General features: G+C 41.1%; 21 protein-coding genes and 1 CRISPR repeat array. Of the genes, 5 read left to right on the top strand and 16 right to left on the bottom strand.

Features of this window, described 5'->3' with window-relative positions:
- Positions 1-30: 30 nt before the first annotated feature.
- From Ga0466249_RS08860 to Ga0466249_RS08875, 4 genes are all read right to left on the bottom strand, one after another.
- Positions 31-228: a cold shock domain-containing protein gene (locus tag Ga0466249_RS08860; protein ID WP_215829091.1), complete on the bottom strand. Its 198-nt coding sequence runs from the start codon at positions 226-228 to the stop codon at positions 31-33.
- Positions 229-455: 227 nt separating this feature from the next.
- Complete coding sequence (locus Ga0466249_RS08865) at positions 456-2,354, bottom strand: ABC-F family ATP-binding cassette domain-containing protein (protein WP_446686543.1); 1,899 nt, start codon at positions 2,352-2,354, stop codon at positions 456-458.
- Complete coding sequence (locus tag Ga0466249_RS08870; RefSeq protein ID WP_312889744.1) at positions 2,351-2,605, bottom strand: GIY-YIG nuclease family protein; 255 nt, start codon at positions 2,603-2,605, stop codon at positions 2,351-2,353. The genes Ga0466249_RS08865 and Ga0466249_RS08870 overlap by 4 nt, the downstream gene beginning before the upstream one ends.
- Positions 2,606-2,617: 12 nt before the next feature.
- Positions 2,618-3,202: a peptidylprolyl isomerase gene (locus Ga0466249_RS08875; protein WP_281422616.1), complete on the bottom strand. Its 585-nt coding sequence runs from the start codon at positions 3,200-3,202 to the stop codon at positions 2,618-2,620.
- Positions 3,203-3,416: 214 nt separating this feature from the next.
- On the opposite strand from Ga0466249_RS08875, the gene Ga0466249_RS08880 reads away from it, so the two are divergent.
- Positions 3,417-4,595 carry an ABC transporter substrate-binding protein gene (locus tag Ga0466249_RS08880; protein ID WP_215829093.1) on the top strand — a complete coding sequence of 393 codons (1,179 nt, stop codon included), beginning with the start codon at positions 3,417-3,419 and terminating at the stop codon, positions 4,593-4,595.
- A 67-nt stretch (positions 4,596-4,662) separates the two neighbouring features.
- Here the strand turns inward: Ga0466249_RS08880 and Ga0466249_RS08885 are convergent, their stop codons facing one another.
- From Ga0466249_RS08885 to dhaK, 4 genes are read right to left on the bottom strand one after another with little or no spacing between them, the layout of a single operon-like run.
- A complete protein-coding gene (locus tag Ga0466249_RS08885) occupies positions 4,663-5,034 on the bottom strand; it encodes a VOC family protein (protein WP_215829094.1) in 372 nt (123 codons plus the stop codon).
- A 29-nt stretch (positions 5,035-5,063) separates the two neighbouring features.
- Positions 5,064-5,456, bottom strand: a complete 393-nt coding sequence (dhaM, locus tag Ga0466249_RS08890; protein WP_215829095.1) for a dihydroxyacetone kinase phosphoryl donor subunit DhaM — start codon at positions 5,454-5,456, stop codon at positions 5,064-5,066.
- On the bottom strand, positions 5,456-6,094 hold the full coding sequence (dhaL, locus tag Ga0466249_RS08895; protein ID WP_215829096.1) for a dihydroxyacetone kinase subunit DhaL: 639 nt from the start codon (positions 6,092-6,094) through the stop codon (positions 5,456-5,458). Before dhaL ends, dhaM begins: the two co-directional genes overlap by 1 nt.
- A 17-nt stretch (positions 6,095-6,111) precedes the next feature.
- Positions 6,112-7,107, bottom strand: coding sequence for a dihydroxyacetone kinase subunit DhaK (gene dhaK / locus Ga0466249_RS08900; protein WP_215829097.1), 996 nt, complete (start codon positions 7,105-7,107; stop codon positions 6,112-6,114).
- 298 nt (positions 7,108-7,405) lie between these two features.
- On the opposite strand from dhaK, the gene Ga0466249_RS08905 reads away from it, so the two are divergent.
- Positions 7,406-8,785, top strand: a complete 1,380-nt coding sequence (locus Ga0466249_RS08905; protein WP_215829098.1) for an MFS transporter — start codon at positions 7,406-7,408, stop codon at positions 8,783-8,785.
- A gap of 48 nt (positions 8,786-8,833) precedes the next feature.
- Here the strand turns inward: Ga0466249_RS08905 and Ga0466249_RS08910 are convergent, their stop codons facing one another.
- The 4 genes from Ga0466249_RS08910 to Ga0466249_RS08925 form a co-directional block, all read right to left on the bottom strand.
- Positions 8,834-10,162, bottom strand: a complete 1,329-nt coding sequence (locus tag Ga0466249_RS08910) for an aminotransferase class III-fold pyridoxal phosphate-dependent enzyme (protein WP_215829099.1) — start codon at positions 10,160-10,162, stop codon at positions 8,834-8,836.
- Between the two features lie 580 nt (positions 10,163-10,742).
- Positions 10,743-11,903 (bottom strand): PucR family transcriptional regulator, encoded by a 1,161-nt coding sequence (locus Ga0466249_RS08915; protein ID WP_215829100.1) that lies wholly within the window; start codon positions 11,901-11,903, stop codon positions 10,743-10,745.
- Positions 11,904-11,938: 35 nt separating this feature from the next.
- Positions 11,939-12,772, bottom strand: a complete 834-nt coding sequence (locus Ga0466249_RS08920; protein ID WP_215829101.1) for a GTP pyrophosphokinase — start codon at positions 12,770-12,772, stop codon at positions 11,939-11,941.
- 527 nt (positions 12,773-13,299) lie between these two features.
- Positions 13,300-14,478, bottom strand: a complete 1,179-nt coding sequence (locus tag Ga0466249_RS08925; RefSeq protein ID WP_215829102.1) for an MFS transporter — start codon at positions 14,476-14,478, stop codon at positions 13,300-13,302.
- Positions 14,479-14,652: 174 nt separating this feature from the next.
- Between Ga0466249_RS08925 and Ga0466249_RS08930 the strand changes: the two genes are divergently transcribed.
- Positions 14,653-15,516, top strand: coding sequence for an AraC family transcriptional regulator (locus Ga0466249_RS08930; RefSeq protein WP_215829103.1), 864 nt, complete (start codon positions 14,653-14,655; stop codon positions 15,514-15,516).
- Positions 15,517-15,549: 33 nt separating this feature from the next.
- Here Ga0466249_RS08930 and Ga0466249_RS08935 read toward each other — a convergent pair whose 3' ends face one another.
- The 3 genes from Ga0466249_RS08935 to Ga0466249_RS08945 form a co-directional block, all read right to left on the bottom strand.
- Complete coding sequence (locus Ga0466249_RS08935; RefSeq protein ID WP_215829104.1) at positions 15,550-15,714, bottom strand: hypothetical protein; 165 nt, start codon at positions 15,712-15,714, stop codon at positions 15,550-15,552.
- Positions 15,715-15,834: 120 nt separating this feature from the next.
- On the bottom strand, positions 15,835-16,449 hold the full coding sequence (locus Ga0466249_RS08940; RefSeq protein WP_215829105.1) for an outer membrane beta-barrel protein: 615 nt from the start codon (positions 16,447-16,449) through the stop codon (positions 15,835-15,837).
- A gap of 158 nt (positions 16,450-16,607) precedes the next feature.
- Positions 16,608-17,132, bottom strand: a complete 525-nt coding sequence (locus Ga0466249_RS08945; RefSeq protein WP_215829106.1) for a 3'-5' exonuclease — start codon at positions 17,130-17,132, stop codon at positions 16,608-16,610.
- 280 nt (positions 17,133-17,412) lie between these two features.
- On the opposite strand from Ga0466249_RS08945, the gene Ga0466249_RS27145 reads away from it, so the two are divergent.
- Both Ga0466249_RS27145 and Ga0466249_RS27750 read left to right on the top strand, forming a co-directional pair.
- Positions 17,413-17,535, top strand: a complete 123-nt coding sequence (locus Ga0466249_RS27145; RefSeq protein WP_281422617.1) for a DMT family transporter — start codon at positions 17,413-17,415, stop codon at positions 17,533-17,535.
- A complete protein-coding gene (locus tag Ga0466249_RS27750) occupies positions 17,525-17,707 on the top strand; it encodes an SMR family transporter (RefSeq protein ID WP_215829107.1) in 183 nt (60 codons plus the stop codon). The genes Ga0466249_RS27145 and Ga0466249_RS27750 overlap by 11 nt, the downstream gene beginning before the upstream one ends.
- A gap of 55 nt (positions 17,708-17,762) precedes the next feature.
- Positions 17,763-18,642: direct repeats of the CRISPR family, unit length 32 nt; unit sequence GTTTCAATCCACACGCCCGTGAGGGGCGTGAC.
- A 164-nt stretch (positions 18,643-18,806) separates the two neighbouring features.
- On the opposite strand, the gene cas2 is transcribed toward Ga0466249_RS27750, so the two are convergent.
- On the bottom strand, positions 18,807-19,097 hold the full coding sequence (gene cas2 / locus Ga0466249_RS08955; RefSeq protein WP_215829108.1) for a CRISPR-associated endonuclease Cas2: 291 nt from the start codon (positions 19,095-19,097) through the stop codon (positions 18,807-18,809).
- Positions 19,098-19,105: the final 8 nt, after the last annotated feature.

Here is a 19,105-nt window from a genome sequence, read left to right on the forward strand (position 1 = left end):
CTAAGAAAGATGCTTTCAATCAGCCTCGAATTACATACGAACAACATTAGCGGCTTGAGGTCCACGGTTGCCTTGAACAATATCAAATTCGACGTTTTGACCTTCTTCAAGGGTTTTGAAACCGTCGCCTTGAATTGCGGAGAAATGAACAAAAACGTCGTCTCCATCTTCACGAGCAATAAATCCAAATCCTTTTTCTGCATTAAACCATTTAACTTTTCCTACCATTTATGATGGCCTCCCGTAAAATAAATCCATGAAAAAAGCGGAATACCTCAAACTGCTTTAATGCTACACTTGTAATTCCAAGAGGCGCAAGATCGGTTCTATGTATTGCTTCACTTTTTACATGTCCATAGCTATTATAACACAGCTAAAGAAAATTGCAAATTTTTTAATGTCGTTTTTGAAAAATTTTATGAAAATATTTCTAAATATAACTTTTTTACCATAAATTAACTTCTACTTTTTTGAATGCGTTCAGCAAGATCGGCCAAGTATGTCCAACGTTCCATTAATGTTTCAAGCTTTGCTTTAGCTTGATTCAATTCGCCGCACAGTACCTGCAATCTCCCGGCATCCTGAGCCGCATCAGCCATTTGCTGTTCAACCACAGCAATCTCTCCCTCGGCAGCTTCAATAGATTCCTCAATAACATCATACTCTCTTTGTTCCTTGAAAGTAAACTTTAGCACTTTCGGACGAGACTGAGTACGTGATGAATCCGCCTTAGGTTTTGTGACAGGCTCACTTTCAGCACAATAAGTTTCTTCATAGTCACTAAAATTCCCCGCATAAGGAACAATACTGCCCTTACCCTCCAAAACAAACAACCGCTTAGCTATCTTATCTAAAAAATACCGATCATGAGAAACTGCAATAATGGCACCATCAAAGCCGGACAAATAATCTTCTAAGATAGTCAAAGTTTGAATATCCAAGTCATTTGTGGGTTCATCAAGCAACAGTACATTAGGTGCTGCCATTAAAATTTTCAGTAAATAAAGGCGCCGTTTCTCTCCCCCTGATAGTTTTGCGATGGGTGTCCACTGTAAAAGACGGGGAAATAAAAACCTTTCCAGCATCTGAGCCGCACTAATTAAAGTACCATCAGCAGCCTTCACATAATGAGCCTCTTGTTGAATATATTCAATGACACGCAAACTTTCATCGAGTTCTTGGTTTTCCTGCGAAAAATAACCCACTTTCCCGGTTTGACCAATATGAATCGTGCCTGCGTCAGGCACGATTTTGCCTGCAATCAAATTTAACAGCGTTGATTTTCCGCGGCCATTGAGTCCAACAATTCCAACGCGATCATTACGCAAAACAATATAACTAAAATCTTGAATAACTGGGACTCCGTCAAAGCTCTTGCTTAGCCCTTCAATTTCAATAATCGTGCGGCCTAAACGAGAAGCTTGAGACTGAAGAGAAAGTTCATCACGCCCAATCTCCTTTGTATCCCCTTGAAGCGCCTCGAATCGTTCAATACGGGCTTTTTGTTTCGTAGACCTTGCCTGCGCGCCCCGCCGAATCCATGCCAAATCACGGCGTAATAAATTTTGTTTTTTCTCGAGCGTCGCTGCCTGCTGCTCTTCACGTTCGGCTTTTAGTTCTAAGAAGCGGCTATAATTACCCACATAACTATAAAGCACTCCCTTATCAAGCTCAAGCATACGTTGGACAACACGATCCAAAAAATAGCGATCATGCGTAATCATAAGTAAAGCGCCCTTACGACTGTTCAGATACTGTTCCAGCCACATGACAGCCGTAAAATCAATGTGATTCGTAGGCTCATCAAGAATAAGCAAATCACAAGGCTGAATCAAAGACGTAGCCAGAGCCACCCTTTTTCTTTGTCCACCCGAAAGAGTTCCCATAACTGCTGAAAAATTTCCAATACCGAGCTTGGTCAAAATAGTCTTTGCTTCACTTTCCAATTGCCAGCCGTCCGCTTCATCGACTTTAGCCGATAAGGCAATCAACTTATCCTGCAGCACCTGATTCTGCCCTTCATGCTGCAATCTTTCAAGAGCGATCTCATATTCACGCAGCGACTTCATGACAGGTAGTGAGCCGCGAAAAACTTCTTCCAACACAGTTGCCTGATCATCAAAATTCGGATTTTGCGGTAAATACTGAACACAAGCATGACTGTTGACTGTGATAAGACCGCTATCAGGCGTTTCTAGGCCGGCAATCAATTTAAGCAATGTTGATTTACCTGTACCATTAACACCAATTAAACCAACCTTTTCCCCTTCATCAATATGAAAGGTAATATTATCGAACAGATTTTTTTCACTAAAACCCTTGGTGACTTTTTCACAAGCTACGATATTCATCATTCTTTATTCTCCCTGTCTAATAAACCCGCAACAAGCTGCAGCTTAGCTTGACGCCCCAACTTTTTAATTTGTGCCTCCCGTTTCAAAGCCTCGCTGGGACTTACGCATTCTTCATAGTAGACTAGCCTAACAGGCAGGCGACTGCGTGTATAACGGGCCCCTTTCCCTTTATTGTGCGTGGCTACACGTTTTGTCAAATCCGTTGTCCAACCAGTATACAACGTTTTATCTGAACAGGCTAATAGATACACGTAATTCAAAATTTACTCCACCGTAATTTTCTTAATCACGACATTTTGCAAGGGTCGATCATTGTCACCCGTCTTAACCTTACCAATAGCCTGAACAACATCGAGTCCCTCAATAACCTTACCAAAAACAGCATGGTGATTATTCAGCCAAGGCGTAGGTGCCAAGGTAATGAAGAACTGGGAGCCCCCTGTATTCGGACCGGCGTTAGCCATGGAAATAATTCCTGCTGAATCATGTTTAAGATCCGGATTAAATTCATCCTTAATTGTATAGCCAGGACCACCTGTCCCGTTACCGTTGGGATCACCGCCTTGAATCATAAATCCATCAATAACACGATGAAAAGTCAGTCCATCATAAAACTGCTTATTTACTAAATCAATAAAATTTTTCGTTGTTAAAGGAGCCTTATCCTCAAACAGCTGCACCTTAAAAACTCCAAGGGATGTATCAAATGTAGCCACGCGATTTTTCCCTGTTCCTTGTCCACTATTTAGCTCATTTGTCGAAGGAGTCCCTGAATTACTAAAACAGCCGCTCATAAAAACAATATTCACTAGACAAACTACCAAAAAACTATAAAAACTTTTTTTCATATTTTCCCCTACCTTTCATTCTTTATCTACCTTATTCTGTGCCTATTGCTTCTTTCCTACTACAGCTTGCAAATTATGTTCGCTTTTTACCTTATCTGATAATTTCGAAAGATAATGATTGAACGCATTGACATCTGCTATCTGTAATTTTATAATTATTATATTGTGCACAAAGTTATTCTACCAGTAGACATTTATGAAAAGAGGGAGAATTATGTTTAACCAAAAAAAGCGTCATTTTACTACCTTCCTGCTTTCAGGCATCTTAGCGGCATCACTCCTGACAGGTTGTGGCAGCCAGCAATCAGCAAACGAAATTAAATTGGGTGCCGATTTAGAAATGACAGGAAACAATGCCACATTTGGCCAGTCAGCAGCAAATGGAGCCAAACTAGCAATTAAACAAGTCAATGCTAATGGCGGTGTACTCGGAAAACAACTCAGTCTTGTTGTAGCAGACAACAAAAGCGAAGCCGCCGAAGCAGCAAATGCCATGCAAAAACTAATTACCCAGGATAAAGTTGTTGCTGTCATCGCTCCAATTGCCTCCTCAAGTGTTGTCGCAGCGTCTCAAGTCAATCAGGACAACAAGGTGCTAGCCATTAGCCCAACAGCATCAAATCCCAAAGTAACAGTTGATCCCAGTACAGGCAAAGTACGTGATTTTCTATTCCGCGCCGCCTTTATCGATCCCTTCCAAGGCTCGGTCATGGCAAACTTTGCCATGAAATCACTTCATGCTAAAACAGCTGTTTTGTATCTCGACAAATCCAGTGACTATGCCATAGGCCTGGGACAATTTTTTAAAGAAACGTTTGAAAAAAATGGTGGAACCATCTTAGATGAAGAAGCCTACTTAGCCAAAGACACTGATTTTAAAGCTACCTTAACCAAAATGAAATCACTCAATCCCGATGTCGTCTTCCTGCCTGGTTATTATCAGGAAGTAGGCATGATTATTAAGCAAAGCCGTGAACTTGGTTTAAATATGCCATTTTTGGGTGGTGACGGCTGGGATTCAGCTAAATTACCGGAAATAGCCGGCAAAACAGCCTTAAATAATACGTTTTTCAGTAATCACTACTCACCAGATGACAATAGTCCGGCTGTAAAATCCTTTGTAGAAAGTTACAAACAAGAATACGGACAAACGCCGGACGCATTTGCAGCTCTCTCTTACGATGCCACTATGATGGTCATCGAAGCCATGAAAGCCGCCAATAGTGCAGATCCTGTTAAAATTAAAGATCAACTAGCCAAAACGAAAGATTATGCGGCCGTATCAGGAATGATCAGTCTTAATGAAACACATGACGCCGTAAAAAGTGCCGTCATCATCGAAATGAAAGACGGTCTACAGACCTTCCGTGAAAAAGTAAATCCTGAAAAATAAAAGCTCAAAAAAAGTGCGGGGAAGCATAAATTATGCTCCACGCACTTTTTTTATTGAATCACCATAATCAATCCCGCTCTGGAACAATCTCCAGCCAATATCCATCAGGATCGGCAATAAAATAAATCCCCATCGCAACATTTTCGTAACAAATACAATCCATTTCCTTATGATGAGCATGAGCCGCTGCAAAGTCAGCCGTAACAAAAGCCAGATGAATTTCATTATCACCTAAATTATAAGGCTTTTGACGATCACGCAGCCACGTTAATTCAAGCTTATGTTCTGTCTTGCCATCACCAAGATAAACTAGAATAAAGCTGCCGTCTGCGGCCTCTTTGCGTCTGACTTCCTTTAAATCCAAAGCCTCTTTATAAAAAGACAAGCTTTTCTCCAAATTGAACACATTTAAGTTGTTATGAGCAAAACGAAAATTCATACTAAAATCACTCTCCTATGTCTCATGTCTTAACATTTGTGTAAATCTCGCGCCCCTTCAGCAGCTGCCAACACTTCATCAACTGTTCCACCAATAGAAGCCTGCACAACAGCAGCAACAGCGCCCTCAACAATAGGGGCATCGGCAATTTTAACATTTCTTCTGACTTCCTCATCAAGAAATTCCAAAGCTGTTTCACTACTCATCACAGCACTACCCAAGTCAGCCAGAATAACAACTCCTGCATCTGTTTGCGCCTCACGGACAGCCTCGCTAATGCGCAAGGCATCTGTGCCGATGGAGCCATCTTCAAGACCGCCGGCAGCAATAATTTTCAGGTCAGGCATGGCCATCTGAGCCGCCAATTCCTTGATTCCTTCTGCAATTTTCACATGATGAGACACAAGAACAATCCCAACCATTAAACCGCCTCCTTACTGCCATCACAAAATTGCGTGAGTGCCTGTAACATAATAAAAGATGATGTAGCACCCGGATCCTGGTGGCCTAAACTCCGTTCACCTAAATAACTGGCCCGACCTTTCGTGGCAATAATGGTCTTGGTGAATTCAATGCCCTGCTGTGCAGCATCACAGGCGGCATGCAAACATTCCGGCAAGGATTTTCCCGCCTCAAAAGTCTTTTGAAAAGCATCCTGCGCTGGTTCCAGCGCATCAAGCATCGTCTTTTCGCCACGACTGGCCTTACCTCGATCCTTAATGCCTTTAATTGCTGCCTGAAACATAAGCAGCGCTGTTTGTCCATCAATCACTTCTTTTCCTGCGCTTGGTACAGCCGCACGCAAAAAAGCCGTTCCATAAAGGGGGCCCGATGCCCCGCCAACAGTAGAAATCAGTGTCATTCCAACAAGCTTCATTATTGCTCCAACTTCTTGGATCATCGTACCAGTCTTGAGTTTGACTACAACGGCTTCAAACCCCCGCGCCATATTGAGTCCATGATCGCCATCACCAATGGCCGAATCCAAGTCTGTTAGATATTGCTTATTTTTGATAATTGCTTCGCCTACTGCAATAAGCGCTGCTGCTAAATCACCCACACCCGTCAACCTCCAATCTAAAATTGCACCCAAGCCGGCGTATCTGCCGGAGCAAGTAATAATGATTTTAATTCTTCATCCAATTTGAGAACAGAAACAGAGAGTCCAGCCATTTCCAATGAAGTCATGTAATTGCCCACAAAAGTTTTTGCAACTTGAATACCCTTAGCTGCTAAAATTTCAGCAACCTTACGGTTGGCCACATATAATTCCATCAACGGCGTCCCCCCCAGTCCATTTACAAGTACAGCTACCTCTTCGCCAGACTGAACAGGCATATCAGCAAAAATTTTATCAAGCAAATGCATCACAATTTCGTCAGCCGAACGAATGGCTTCGCGATGCGTACCCGGTTCGCCATGAATCCCCATGCCAATTTCCATTTCATTCTCATCAAGCACAAAACTGGGCTTCCCAGCTGCCGGAACGGTACAAGGTGCCAAAGCCATGCCCATGGATCGAACATTGGCAATGACTTTTGCGGCCACCCCTTTGACTTCCGCTAAATTACCACCAGTCTCAGCCTTAGCTCCGGCTAATTTATGTACAAATAATGTCCCAGCAATCCCCCGGCGACCTGTCGTCCATGTGCTGTTTTCCACAGCCACATCATCATCGACAATGACCTTATCCAATTGAATTCCGTCCGCTTCAGCCAACTCAGCAGCCATTTCAAAATTCAATACATCGCCTGTATAATTTTTAATGACAAGTAGTACACCTTTACCACCATTTACAGCCTTAATGGCTTCATATATTTGGTCCGGCGTGGGTGACGTAAATACCGCTCCGGCAACAGCACCATCTAGCATTCCTTTGCCAACAAAGCCACCATGTGCAGGTTCATGGCCGCTGCCACCGCCACTCACTAAAGCCACTTTTTCCGTAGCTCCGCCAGCCCTTACTAATACATCAAATCCCGGCAATCTCTTCACATATTGTGGATGAGCGGCAACCATGCCTTCCAACATTTCCTCCACGACTTGTTCCGGTACATTCATAATCTTTTTCATTTCTTTCTCCTCCAGCTTTTTATAATATTTTTGAATACCATAAAATCATCTAGACGAAAAATACTATCATAATGTTCTTAATTATTTCGGTAATTATTATAGAATTCCTGCTATTTCCAGACAAGGATATGCTTTCAAATTATATAACAACTTTCAATGCAAATTTTATCGTAATCTATAACAAATAGTCTATGAAAATAAATGTCAACGTGTTAATATATCTTTATATCCTAACTCCTTTTTTAAGGCGTTAGGCTTGTTTTTATATAATAGCCAAACAAATGGATGAGGTGTATACATGGGTTATGATTTTTCAATGGAAACGACCACTTTAATTATCGTGATGGTTACGTCTTTTGTGACCCCCTTTAGCGGCAGTGCCATCACACTCGCTTTGCCAGCAATCGGTACGGAATTTCACGGCGGCGCCTTACTATTAAGCTGGGTAGTCGCGGCCTTTTTACTTTCGACAGCAGCCTTTTTACTCCCCTTCGGGCGACTGTCCGATATTATAGGTCGCAAAAAAGTCTTTATTTTCGGTGTTGCCTTATTCGCTATTTCATCACTTTTTTCCGGCTTCGCCTGGTCCATCGAAGCACTGATCATTTTCCGCATGATTCAGGGAATTGCTAGTGCCATGATTTTCAGCACAGGGATGGCCATTGTCGCTTTAGTATATCCGGCCGAAAAACGCGGCAAAGCCATGGGACTTATTTCAGCTTCCATTTATATTGGCCTGTCACTTGGACCGGTACTTGGCGGATTACTTAACTATTATCTTGGCTGGCGCAGTATTTTTTATTTTACCACACTGCTCAGCGTCTTTACTACCTTGCTAACCCTTTGGCGCCTAAAAGGCGAATGGATTTCAAGCAAAGGAGAGAAATTTGACAAAGTCGGCAGCTTTAGTTATATGATCGCCCTCGTTTCCACTTTGTATGGTCTTTCAGAAGTCGCCAGATTGGAATGGGCTAAATATATTCTGGGACTGGGACTGTGTCTATTGCTATTGTTTCTTTATTATGAATCCAAACAGGAATACCCGCTATTTCCTATCCGGTTATTTCTCAGCAATCGGGTTTTTGCTTTTTCTAATTTAGCCGCCATGATCAATTATAGTGCCACTTTTGCCATTGGATTTTTACTGTCTCTCTATCTTCAGGTTATCATGGGTTATGATTCACAAATATCCGGCTTGATTTTATTATCACAGCCACTGATTATGGCGTTATTTTCCCCCTTTGCCGGATCACTGTCTGATCGCATCGAACCGGCCATTGTTTCCTCTTGGGGCATGGCTTTAAGTACACTCGGACTATCCTTTTTTATTTTTGTCACCCCGCAAACTTCCTTATGGATCATCATAGCCAGTCTGGCTTTAATCGGTCTGGGCTTTGCTCTCTTTGCCTCACCCAATAACAATGCCATTATGGGATCCGTGGAAAAAAGCTTTTATGGAGCCGCCGCTTCTTCACTCGGTACCATGCGCCTGATCGGACAAGCAGCAAGTATGGCCGTTGTAACCCTACTGTTATCAGGCAATTCCGGTAACATCAACTCAGGGGCCAGCTATATTGAACAGCTCGCAGGCGAATTTCATTTAGCCTTTATTATTTTCACCGTCATTTGCGGCTTGGGAATTCTTCCTTCATTCGTGAGAGGTAAGGTAACAAGGTAGGCGCTATTCATAATGAAAAAGCACTCAAAAACGAGTGCTTTTTTTATATTATATAATTTCTTTGTCTACAATACCTAACACTTCATCCAGCTTTTTTAGTTCTTCTGTCAATTGTTCTTCCGTAATAATCAAGGGGGGAGCCACAAGTACCATATTTTCATGAGAATAAGTCATAAAATTCCGCTGCTCGAGCATCTTAACAATGCTCCCCATGATGCCTTGCGGATCTTCACCATATTCCACTAAGGGCTCTCTCGTTGTCTTGTCCTTAACAAGCTCGACTGCTGCAAACAGACCAATATAACGGACATCCCCGACACAGGCATGCTTTTCTTTCGTTTTCTCCAGCAAAGTTCCCAAGAGTTTTCCAACCTTCTGCACATTACCCAAAACATCATGTTCTCGGTAATAATTCAGTGTTGCCACACCTGCAGCGCAGGCGAGGGGGTGACCACTGTAAGTAAGACCGCAAAGAAGCGTGTGATCCTCAAAATAGGCTGCAATCTTCTTGCTGACAGCCACACCACCAAGCGGTACATAACCACAGGTAATGCCTTTAGCAAAGGTTACTATATCCGGTTGAATCCCCCAATGTTCAAAAGCAAACATCTTGCCTGTTCTACAATACCCCGCCATGACTTCATCACAAATCATCATAATGCCATAATCATCACAAATTTTACGTACACCTTGTAAATATCCATCAGGTGGAATAATCACACCGTTAGAACCCGTAATGGTTTCCAGTACAATGGCCGCCACATTTTGCGTTCCTTCATAACGCACCTGTTCACGCAATTTCGCCACGTAATACGCAGCGGCTTTTTCACTGCTTTCAAATTCAAGGGATTCACGATAAACATAGGGGTCAAAAAATTTTACGAATCCTGGAATGCCTGGCTCCAATGGATAACGTCGAGGTTCCCCAGTCAAATTGCCCGCACCGTAAGTAGAACCATGATAACTCCGATAACGGCTTAACACCTTATTACGTCCTGTAACCATGCGCGCCATCTTCACTGCATTTTCATTGGCATCAGCTCCGCCGTTGGTAAAAAAGACTTTTCCCATATTAGCGGGAAGTAAATCAATCACCATTTTAGCAAGGATAGAACGGGCTTCCACAGCATAGCTTGGAGCAATAAAGCATAGCTTTTGCGCCTGATCCTGAATGGCTTTAATAATCACCTGATTTCCATGCCCCAAATTCATATTCACAAGTTGTGAAGACATATCTGTATACCTTTTGCCTTCAGCATCCCAGAAATAAATCCCCTCACTTTTGACAACTGGAATGGGATTGAGATTGCCTTGCTTTGACCACGAATGCAAATTATATTGTAAATCCTGTTCTTTTATTTCCTGACCTGTCATCATTTTCTTTCACTCCCCTGAAATTTTTAGTAAATGCTGCGATAAATTGCAACCATTTCTTCATATCGTGCTTTTCGCGGATTCACTTTGGCACTGGCGTTACTGTTCAAATAATTCCGCCAAAGTATCCAGCCCGATGGCCTGTGCAATATTTCTGTACCGACTCGCACTAACGAATTGGTTATATTCTAAAACAGTAGGCAGCAGCATCGCATTGGGATGTTTTCTAATAAAGTATAGTCACTGCCAACAATTGCCTTGATCCGTTCCAAAGTTCCATTACGTCTGATTGAACCGGAGCCGATTAAGATCAGTGGTTTCTTGCCGAAAGCACCAAGCTGTTGCCAAGCGAGTCGATAATATCCACATCGGCAAAAATCTTGGGTGTAGACAGAAAAGCAACACTGTGCACAATAAACCTCCTCATAAAACAATGGGGCCTTGTTCTTTCGAACAAAGCCCCATTGCTTATTTTGTCTAGCGTTATTCACATTTCTTGTACCTGATTATAGCATCGCTCCCGTACACGCGCAATGATTTAAAACACAAAGCATTTTGTGCTGAAGCACATAGTCGTCCTGATTTACAAAATATCTTTGATTTTAAAAGCCAACATCATTTTCAATCTCTCCTCAACACTGGCAATATTGCAACCTGTAATTCCCTTAATTTTTCTCAGCTTATAATTAATTGTATTGCGATGCATATAAGTAAGTTTTGCTACAGACTGGACACTGGCATCATTGTCAAGATAGCACTTGAGAGTATTCATATAATCCGTACCATGAGCATTGTCACAATCGGCAAGTCGGCCCAAAGTATCCTGATATATTTCACGCAATACATTTTTGTCTTCAGTGGAAAGTAAAATCTTATAAACACCCAGATCCTTATAATAAATCTTACAACAATTATTTTTAACAGCTAAATGCAATACGGATGCGGCCTGTTTATAACTTTTTGCAAGCATTACCAAGCCATTTTCATTCTGCCCGATACCTATATTTAGCTGATAGTGGCGTCCTGTTTTTTGATAATAATCGATAATTCGATTAATACAGGTAGCTATTTCGTCCTCTTCAAACTTTGCAAAGATAATAGTCAAACGATTATCTTGCATAAAAATACTATACTTTTCGCTCATACGGTTAATAATATTTTCGGCATAAAGCCGAACAGCTGCAATATTACTCTTCGCACTAGCAGTTTGTTCTGAACGAATATCAAACACTACAGCACAATAGGACCAAGCAATTTGAAAACCATGACGCTCTAACTGTGCTTGATATTTAGAAAGATCCTCTGGAAAGAAGAGCGCGTTTTTAAAGGCACTTGACACACTCATCTCGGTTTGCTCACTATTAATAATTTGGCGACAAAAATCCCGCGTCACATCCACCAGGCGTATATCCCACGGAAGCGTAAACAAGGGAAAATTGGTCTGCCTACAATAGGCTACAGTTTCTTCGGGAATCGCCTGAATATACGGGCCAATATTCACCACCAGCCCGCTGGCTTTATTATGAGTCAAACCTTGCACAAAACCACTAAGCCAAGTTGCATCAGAGTGACCAATTCCAGTAGTAAACACCAGTTCATTGCCACGTAAAAAGGTTGCAACTTGCTCATCCTCTATCATATGAACCCATTGAATAATATTTTCCAGTCCGCCGTCCCCTGCAATCAATTGCATTTGATAGGTTTGCTCGGCCTTTTTGCGAATTTTTTCCAATCTGATCGTCATAATATCTCACCCGATAAGATTTGTCTTCTAAACTATTATACATGCGCCTTAATGCTAGATAAAGCAGCAGCAAACTGGTGGAATTCACTGGCAAAAAGAACATCACATGCAACAGAAAATAAAACAGCCAGCGTAATACACCCTGTAAACAGTGCTGGAGTCTTTAACTTAAATATCCATCGTTGAGCTAAATCGACCAACGAATTCTTTCGGATAAATGTCAAAGGTACTAATTCTCTTGTCGGTAGTAATGCCGGTACATTGCTTGGCACAATAACTTGATCCCGGATTTTTTCAAATTCTAAATCAACGATTTCCAAAAGCCCCGCTAAACGCGAAAAATTCCGACGTGTTTCATAAGATACCAGAGCCTTCCTTTTATATTCCAAATCATGCTCAATCTCAGCCCATGCATGTTGTAAAATAGAACGAATTTGGATTTCCACCTTGCAGCCTGCAAACTTTTGATATTCTTTTAGTTGCAGCCGTTCATCCGATAGCGTAACAATCAAGTGCAAAGACAGATAGCCAAATCGATCAGGTGCTAAGACTTTTCGCTTATCAATAGAATTATCCACATCAATAGCAAATTCTTTTTGAATAAAATCTGCCACCTGATTCACTTCATCTTCAAAATATGTAATAATGCGAATCCCACATAAATCAGTAATATCTTGCAAGTGGGCATAGCTTTTATTTGAGTTAACCAGTTTATTTTTGAGACTTGATTCTTCCTTCACTCGAGATACAACAGAATGAACACGTATGTTTTGTTCCTGTAACAGAATCGACATTAACGACTCCATGCGTCCTGTAAACTCTTGATAGAAAGAATAGTTTTGCCGATATGTTTCGATGATCTCTGACATAAATCGTTCATCTCCTGCTATAAAAAAATAATTCTTGATAGACAGGAATATTATACTACTTATTGATGACATAATTGTGACAAAACTAGACGAAAGTAAAAAAATACTGCTAAAATAGTCCCCATACAAAAATAGAAAAGCAGCCTTAGCCTTGCTTTACACAAAGGTTGAGACTGCCTGTTTGCCGTTACCAGTGATGCAGTTTTCCCTAGCTAATTTTAAAAACAAAAATGACTATTATCAATTAGCAGGCAGATAGTTGTTTCTTATGTTCCTCTCATGTAGCTTTTAAATTCTACAATCGAAAAACTTTTTATAGTCAGTTATTTACGAAAACGACCTTAAAACCATCCATCCGAAGATTTGTTTCTAATGCTTCTGTCATTTCTGTTAAAGGTAACCGATGGGTAATTAGCTTATCAATAGGAAGACCAATTTCTTTAGCCCGTTTTAAGAAAGCAAAGGTAGTGGGATTAGACTGATTTCCTCGTAAAAAATCTATGTTTTTATAGCAATTATTTGCTCTGTTACGTATCCAATGTTTCTGAACCCTCTGCCGGCTCCTGGACAAACAAAGTAAAAACAAAACCCACTACAGGCAAAAAAGCCAGTAAATTAAATACCCAGGGCAACCCCGATACATCAGCCATCCAACCCAGCCCTAATACTCCCATCGCTCCCAGTCCCATACTAAACCCAAGCGTCAATCCTGAAGCCATGCCAATATTACGCGGCATCATTTTCTGCGCTAATACTAAACTGCTCGTAAAGGTCGCTGCCAATAAAATGCTAACCAGTGCTAAAAGAATAAAGCCCAAAATTCCAGATGAAATTTGAAAAAGAAACACTAACACAGCTACAGGTAAAATAGAATAAAACATGACTTGCCTGCTGCCATAACGGTCACTCATAGTACCGCCCAAAAGTGTTCCGACTGCTCCGGCAGCTAAATAAACAGTCAACAAAGAAGCGGCATAGGCAGAACTATCATGCAAAAAGGCGACGCAATACAACGGAACAAATGTACTAATACCAGAATTCACAGTTGCCCGTATCAACACCATTCCTAACAAAGCGATAAGTGGCAAGTTCACATTAACCGAAAGCTTTGCTTCAGCGGAAAAATTGCCTCTGTTCTGGGGCAAACGTGATAACTGCTTCATTACGAAAAGAAACATCATACTAATTGCAAGGTAAGGTAGTGCAAATAAATAGAGGGTAACGGAATCGCCAAGCAGCAAGGTTCCTAAAAAAGCCGATCCAATGGCAAATCCCGCATTACCGCCAACAGAAAATAAGCTAGCCCCTTTTCCCTTGGCTTTGCCACTGAGCCAATTGACCATCTTGGCCCCTTCCGGATGAAAAATAGCACTACCAAATCCACTAATCGCCGTGCACAACAGCACTAAAGGATAAGTAGGTACAAGCAAAGAAGCCAACATCACAATTCCTGTCACAAAACAACCAACAGGCATCCACCAAGGACGCGATTTTTTATCACTAAAATAGCCAAATATGGGTTGACTTACAGAGGAAGTCAGATTTTGTATCAAAATAATAGCCGTTAACTCAGCATAACTCAAGTCAAATTTCGCCTTAAAAAAGGGTAAAGCCACAAATAAGGCACCTGGCGCCAAATCGGTCACGGCATGTGCACACGTAATCACCCAAATCGAATAAGGAATATTTTTTATAGAACGTAACATTATAACTCACTCCCCATCATAGTTGATCACCGCTTTTATTAGAACAATATTGTTCATAAGCAGTTATCACATGCTATAATTATAGTGATAAAGTCAGATGGGTTCATGAATAATATTGCTCGATTATAGCACGATATTGATATTTTATAAAATTGAGGAGAGAGAAAGCAAACAATGATTATTACAAATAATGGTCATATGATCGACCAAGATATCCAGAGTGATTTTCCAGTAAAAATAAGGCGTGCTCAATATCATGAACAAGGACCGATTCTAAAAAGTCATTGGCATGAAGAATTCATGATCTTTTATATCAAACAAGGTCAAGCCATCATTTATTGCAATTCCAAATCCATCCCGGTCGGTGCCGGAGATTTAATCGTAATTAATAGCAACGATATTCATTATATGGAAAATCTTTGTAGCGAGCTCATTGAATACTACTACATCATCATTAATTTTGCCTTTCTTCTCAGTAAACAAGAAGACTTATGCCAAACGAAATACATTAATCCCCTCATACAACAACGTATTCGCTTTGAAAACCAGATAAAAAATGACAATGAGCTTCTTCATCAAGTGGAAGAATTAATTGATGAATATCAACAACAAAATCAAGGCTATGAACTTTTAATTAAAGCCGACCTTTATCATATTATAGTCCTGCTCATGCGACGGCATATAATGCCCATAGCTGAAGAAGAAAATAAGCGACAATATAATATACTCCATCAACTGCGCCCCGTACTAGAATACATTGACCAGCATTACACACAAAAGCTTACATTAGCGGAAATTTCCACCATGGCCAATATGAGCCGTCATCATTTTTGCCGACTCTTCAAAAGCATTACAGGCAAACCACCCATTGATTATATTAATCATTTACGTATCAATGCAGCCATAGAGCTGCTAAAGGAAGGGCATCTAAATATCAGCGAAATTGCCATGACCGTCGGATTTAATGATAGCAACTATTTCAGCCGTCTATTCAAAAAATACAAAAACTGCTCTCCCACATCGATACAAAAAAAATAACAAGCATGAATGTCTGCCCGCATCTCGCAGTCATCAATTTTCTATTAGCATTTCTTCCGATTCGTTGCCACAGACATTACAGACTACAGATATTTTCCCTGTTTGACTGTCTGACGAGAATTTAATTAAATGAACCTCAAAATTTTCCATTTCACTCGATAATGTTTCAGTATTGCCACAGGTACAGCTAATTCGCATATGTTTACCTCCAATACATAGAATAGAAGAAATATTCGCTACATAGGTCGAAAGTCCTGTAAATAAAAAAAACCCTCAACCAGAATAAACCGATTGAGAGCTTAAAATTTCCTCATTGAATTAAATCTTAAAAGTTACACCACCAACTACACCTTTTGCCGTAACATCACTTTTAGTACTATCACTAAAAGTTATATCCTTATATTTAGTATCGCGGTAGCCAATATTCAAATCAGTATTTTTGGCTAATTCATAACTAAGACCGATTTCATAACCAGAAACACGATTGCCTGTACTCAAGACACCATATGCTTTGGTGCTGGAAGTAATCGGCACATTGGCAGCAACTCCCACCACAACACCGTTATGCTGAGAACTTCCCACTGCCTGAGTCTGAGAGACACCACCAAAGACTGAAACGTTGACCAATGTATCAATAAGATTATCTACCAAGCATATCTGTTGTGCTTTAATTTCACTACTACCATTAAGTGATGTTTTCGTTTTAAAATCATTATAAGTATATTGTCCTGCAAAACCAAATCCAATACCTGCTGTAACACCATACCCCACGTTTTTCTTTCCATCTACTTTTTTGCTACCCGATAAATCGGGGGCACTCAAATTCAAATCGAGTGCAACTTGTCCCAAAGAACAGTCTGGCAAAGGACCAGCCGCACAAACAGCAGAAGTTACAAGAACTAGTAAAATCGTCAGACAAAAAATTTTCTTCATAAATTGATCTCTCCTCTAATTGTCAATATTGTGGACTACAGTAAAACTATAACAATATAATCTTTTAAATTCATTTTATTTTGCTTTACTTTTCAAACCAAACGCATCATAACATTCTATGGCTTAAAAGTCAAAAAACGGCTTCTTATGTCCCTCCCTTACATTCCGACAGTCTTGATTGCTACATGATCCCATCCCACTCTGCAAAGAATTTCCGCACAAGCCACAGCATCACTTTCTGCTTCATGATGATTCAAGTCGATTTTTAAATAATCGGCTACGGTAGAAAGCTTGTGATTGTTCAGCTTGGGCCAAACCTTTCTTGCCACTTGTAATGAATCAATGACCTGAAATTCAGGAATGGCAAACTGATAGGTTTTTAGCGCAGCAAGTAAAACCCCGGTATCAAAGCTAGCATTATGAGCCGCAATAATTTGATTCTCAATATAAGGCTGAATTTCCGGCCAGAGCACGCCAAACGTCGGTTCACTTTTTACTTTTTCATAGGTTATCCCATGAATATAAGTAAAAGTAAAATAACTCGTAGGCGGCTTAATCAGCCAGGATTTCCGTTCAACGATCCTGCCGGCGCGGACCACGGCAAGCCCGAGCTGGCAGGCACTGTTTTTCTGAAAATTAGCTGTTTCAAAGTCGATAGCCGTAAAAGTCGGTTTTACGCTCACAATATCATTTCCCCTTTGCAGTACGCCAAATAAAAATTGCCCCACCCCAAACAAACAGAGTGGGAGTTTTAGCGGTATTAGAAGCATGGCAACCAACGCCTGTTTCTAATACCGCATTTAATTTATTTACATCTATGTTCATTGTGATATAAAAGCTTTTATTTTGTCCTTGATTAAAGTTGCCGTTTATTTCCCATGCTTATCATCACAATATTACTACTAGTATAGCATAAAGCATCGGCAAAACAAGCAGTGATACGATTGTTAAGAGGTGATCAGCATGTTCTATTGGATGATGTTTTTTTTAGCTATTATTACGGAAGTCATTGGCACCAGCACCATGAAATTCATCAGTGAGTACGCTCCCGTAAAAGACCAGCTTTTCCTATTCGTTGCCATTTGATTATCTTATTATTTTCTATCCAAAAAAACTTTCTTATGCCATTTGGTGCGGTTTAGGCCTCATTGCCACAACTTTGCTAGATTATATTTTATTCGAGCAAACGATTGACGCCAAAGGATGGCTTGGACTTTCTCTAATTACTTGCGGCATTGCAATTTTAACTTTTTCATAATCATAGTTCAGGCTACATACATAAAGGAAAGTAGGTCAGTCAATCTTTATGGAGTGTTTCAATCCACACGCCCGCGAAGGGCGTGACTTAATCTGAATCTGAGTTTTCCCGTACTGTGCATTTCAATCCACACGCCCGTGAGGGGCGTGACTTTCAGTTAAAGGCAAATGGCGTAGTAAAGTTTTGTTTCAATCCACACGCCCGTGAGGGGCGTGACGTTATTGAGATTAAGTTTAATGACTTTTTGGATGTTTCAATCCACACGCCCGTGAGGGGCGTGACTTGTAAGCCTGAAATATTCGAAATGACTTATGAGTTTCAATCCACACGCCCGTGAGGGGCGTGACAAAGATTTGCTTGGAGAATGCAATTGGGTGCATGTTTCAATCCACACGCCCGTGAGGGGCGTGACCAAATAGGCTTCGTTGGTATCTGCAAAGTACAAGTTTCAATCCACACGCCCGTGAGGGGCGTGACGGTATTAAAGGCTGAAGGTCATGGCGTATCTGTGTTTCAATCCACACGCCCGTGAGGGGCGTGACAGCACCGCCTGTTAAATCCCCTCCTACTGCGTATGTTTCAATCCACACGCCCGTGAGGGGCGTGACGGTGATGTTTTTAAGCTGAATTGGCCTCCTTATGGTTTCAATCCACACGCCCGTGAGGGGCGTGACACCATGAGAGATATAGCCTACAAGTGCTTAAATGTTTCAATCCACACGCCCGTGAGGGGCGTGACTGCCTGGTGGCGAATCATTTACTCAGCCATACTTGTTTCAATCCACACGCCCGTGAGGGGCGTGACATGCTGAATTTTCGATTGGGATCAATAGTGATGGTTTCAATCCACACGCCCGTGAGGGGCGTGACCAAGATTACCCGATACGACCGCTTTCCCTGAAGGTTTCAATCCACACGCCCGTGAGGGGCGTGACTGTCAGACTCAAGCCATAAGAAAATCATGCTCAGAAACACATGATTTTGCGAACCTCAAAATAAAGTTCAGTAAAATAAAGATTTTTTACCATAAACAAGTCAAATTTGCTTTAGATCAAGCATGCGAATCTCCCAGGAAAACGATGAGCACTACAGGTTCGCATTAGATCATTAAGACCCCCTCCGGATCATATCCCGTCTTAGCACCAAAATGCTCTACACGATTTTTCCAGCTGTTACCGAGAAAATAATAACGTAAACTATCTGTTTCCGGATCAACAATGCTTTCTAAACAGTGTTTTAATTCTGCAAATTGTGTTGGATCAACTAAGCATTCAAACACCGAGTTTTGCACTCGCTGACCATAATTGACACATTGCTTAGCTACTTTCCGTAGACGGCTTTTCCCTAAAGGCGTTATCACATTCACATCGTAGGTAATCAAAACCATCATAGTTCACA

The sequence above is a fragment of the Pelorhabdus rhamnosifermentans genome (assembly GCF_018835585.1).
Taxonomy (GTDB): domain Bacteria; phylum Bacillota; class Negativicutes; order UMGS1260; family UMGS1260; genus Pelorhabdus; species Pelorhabdus rhamnosifermentans.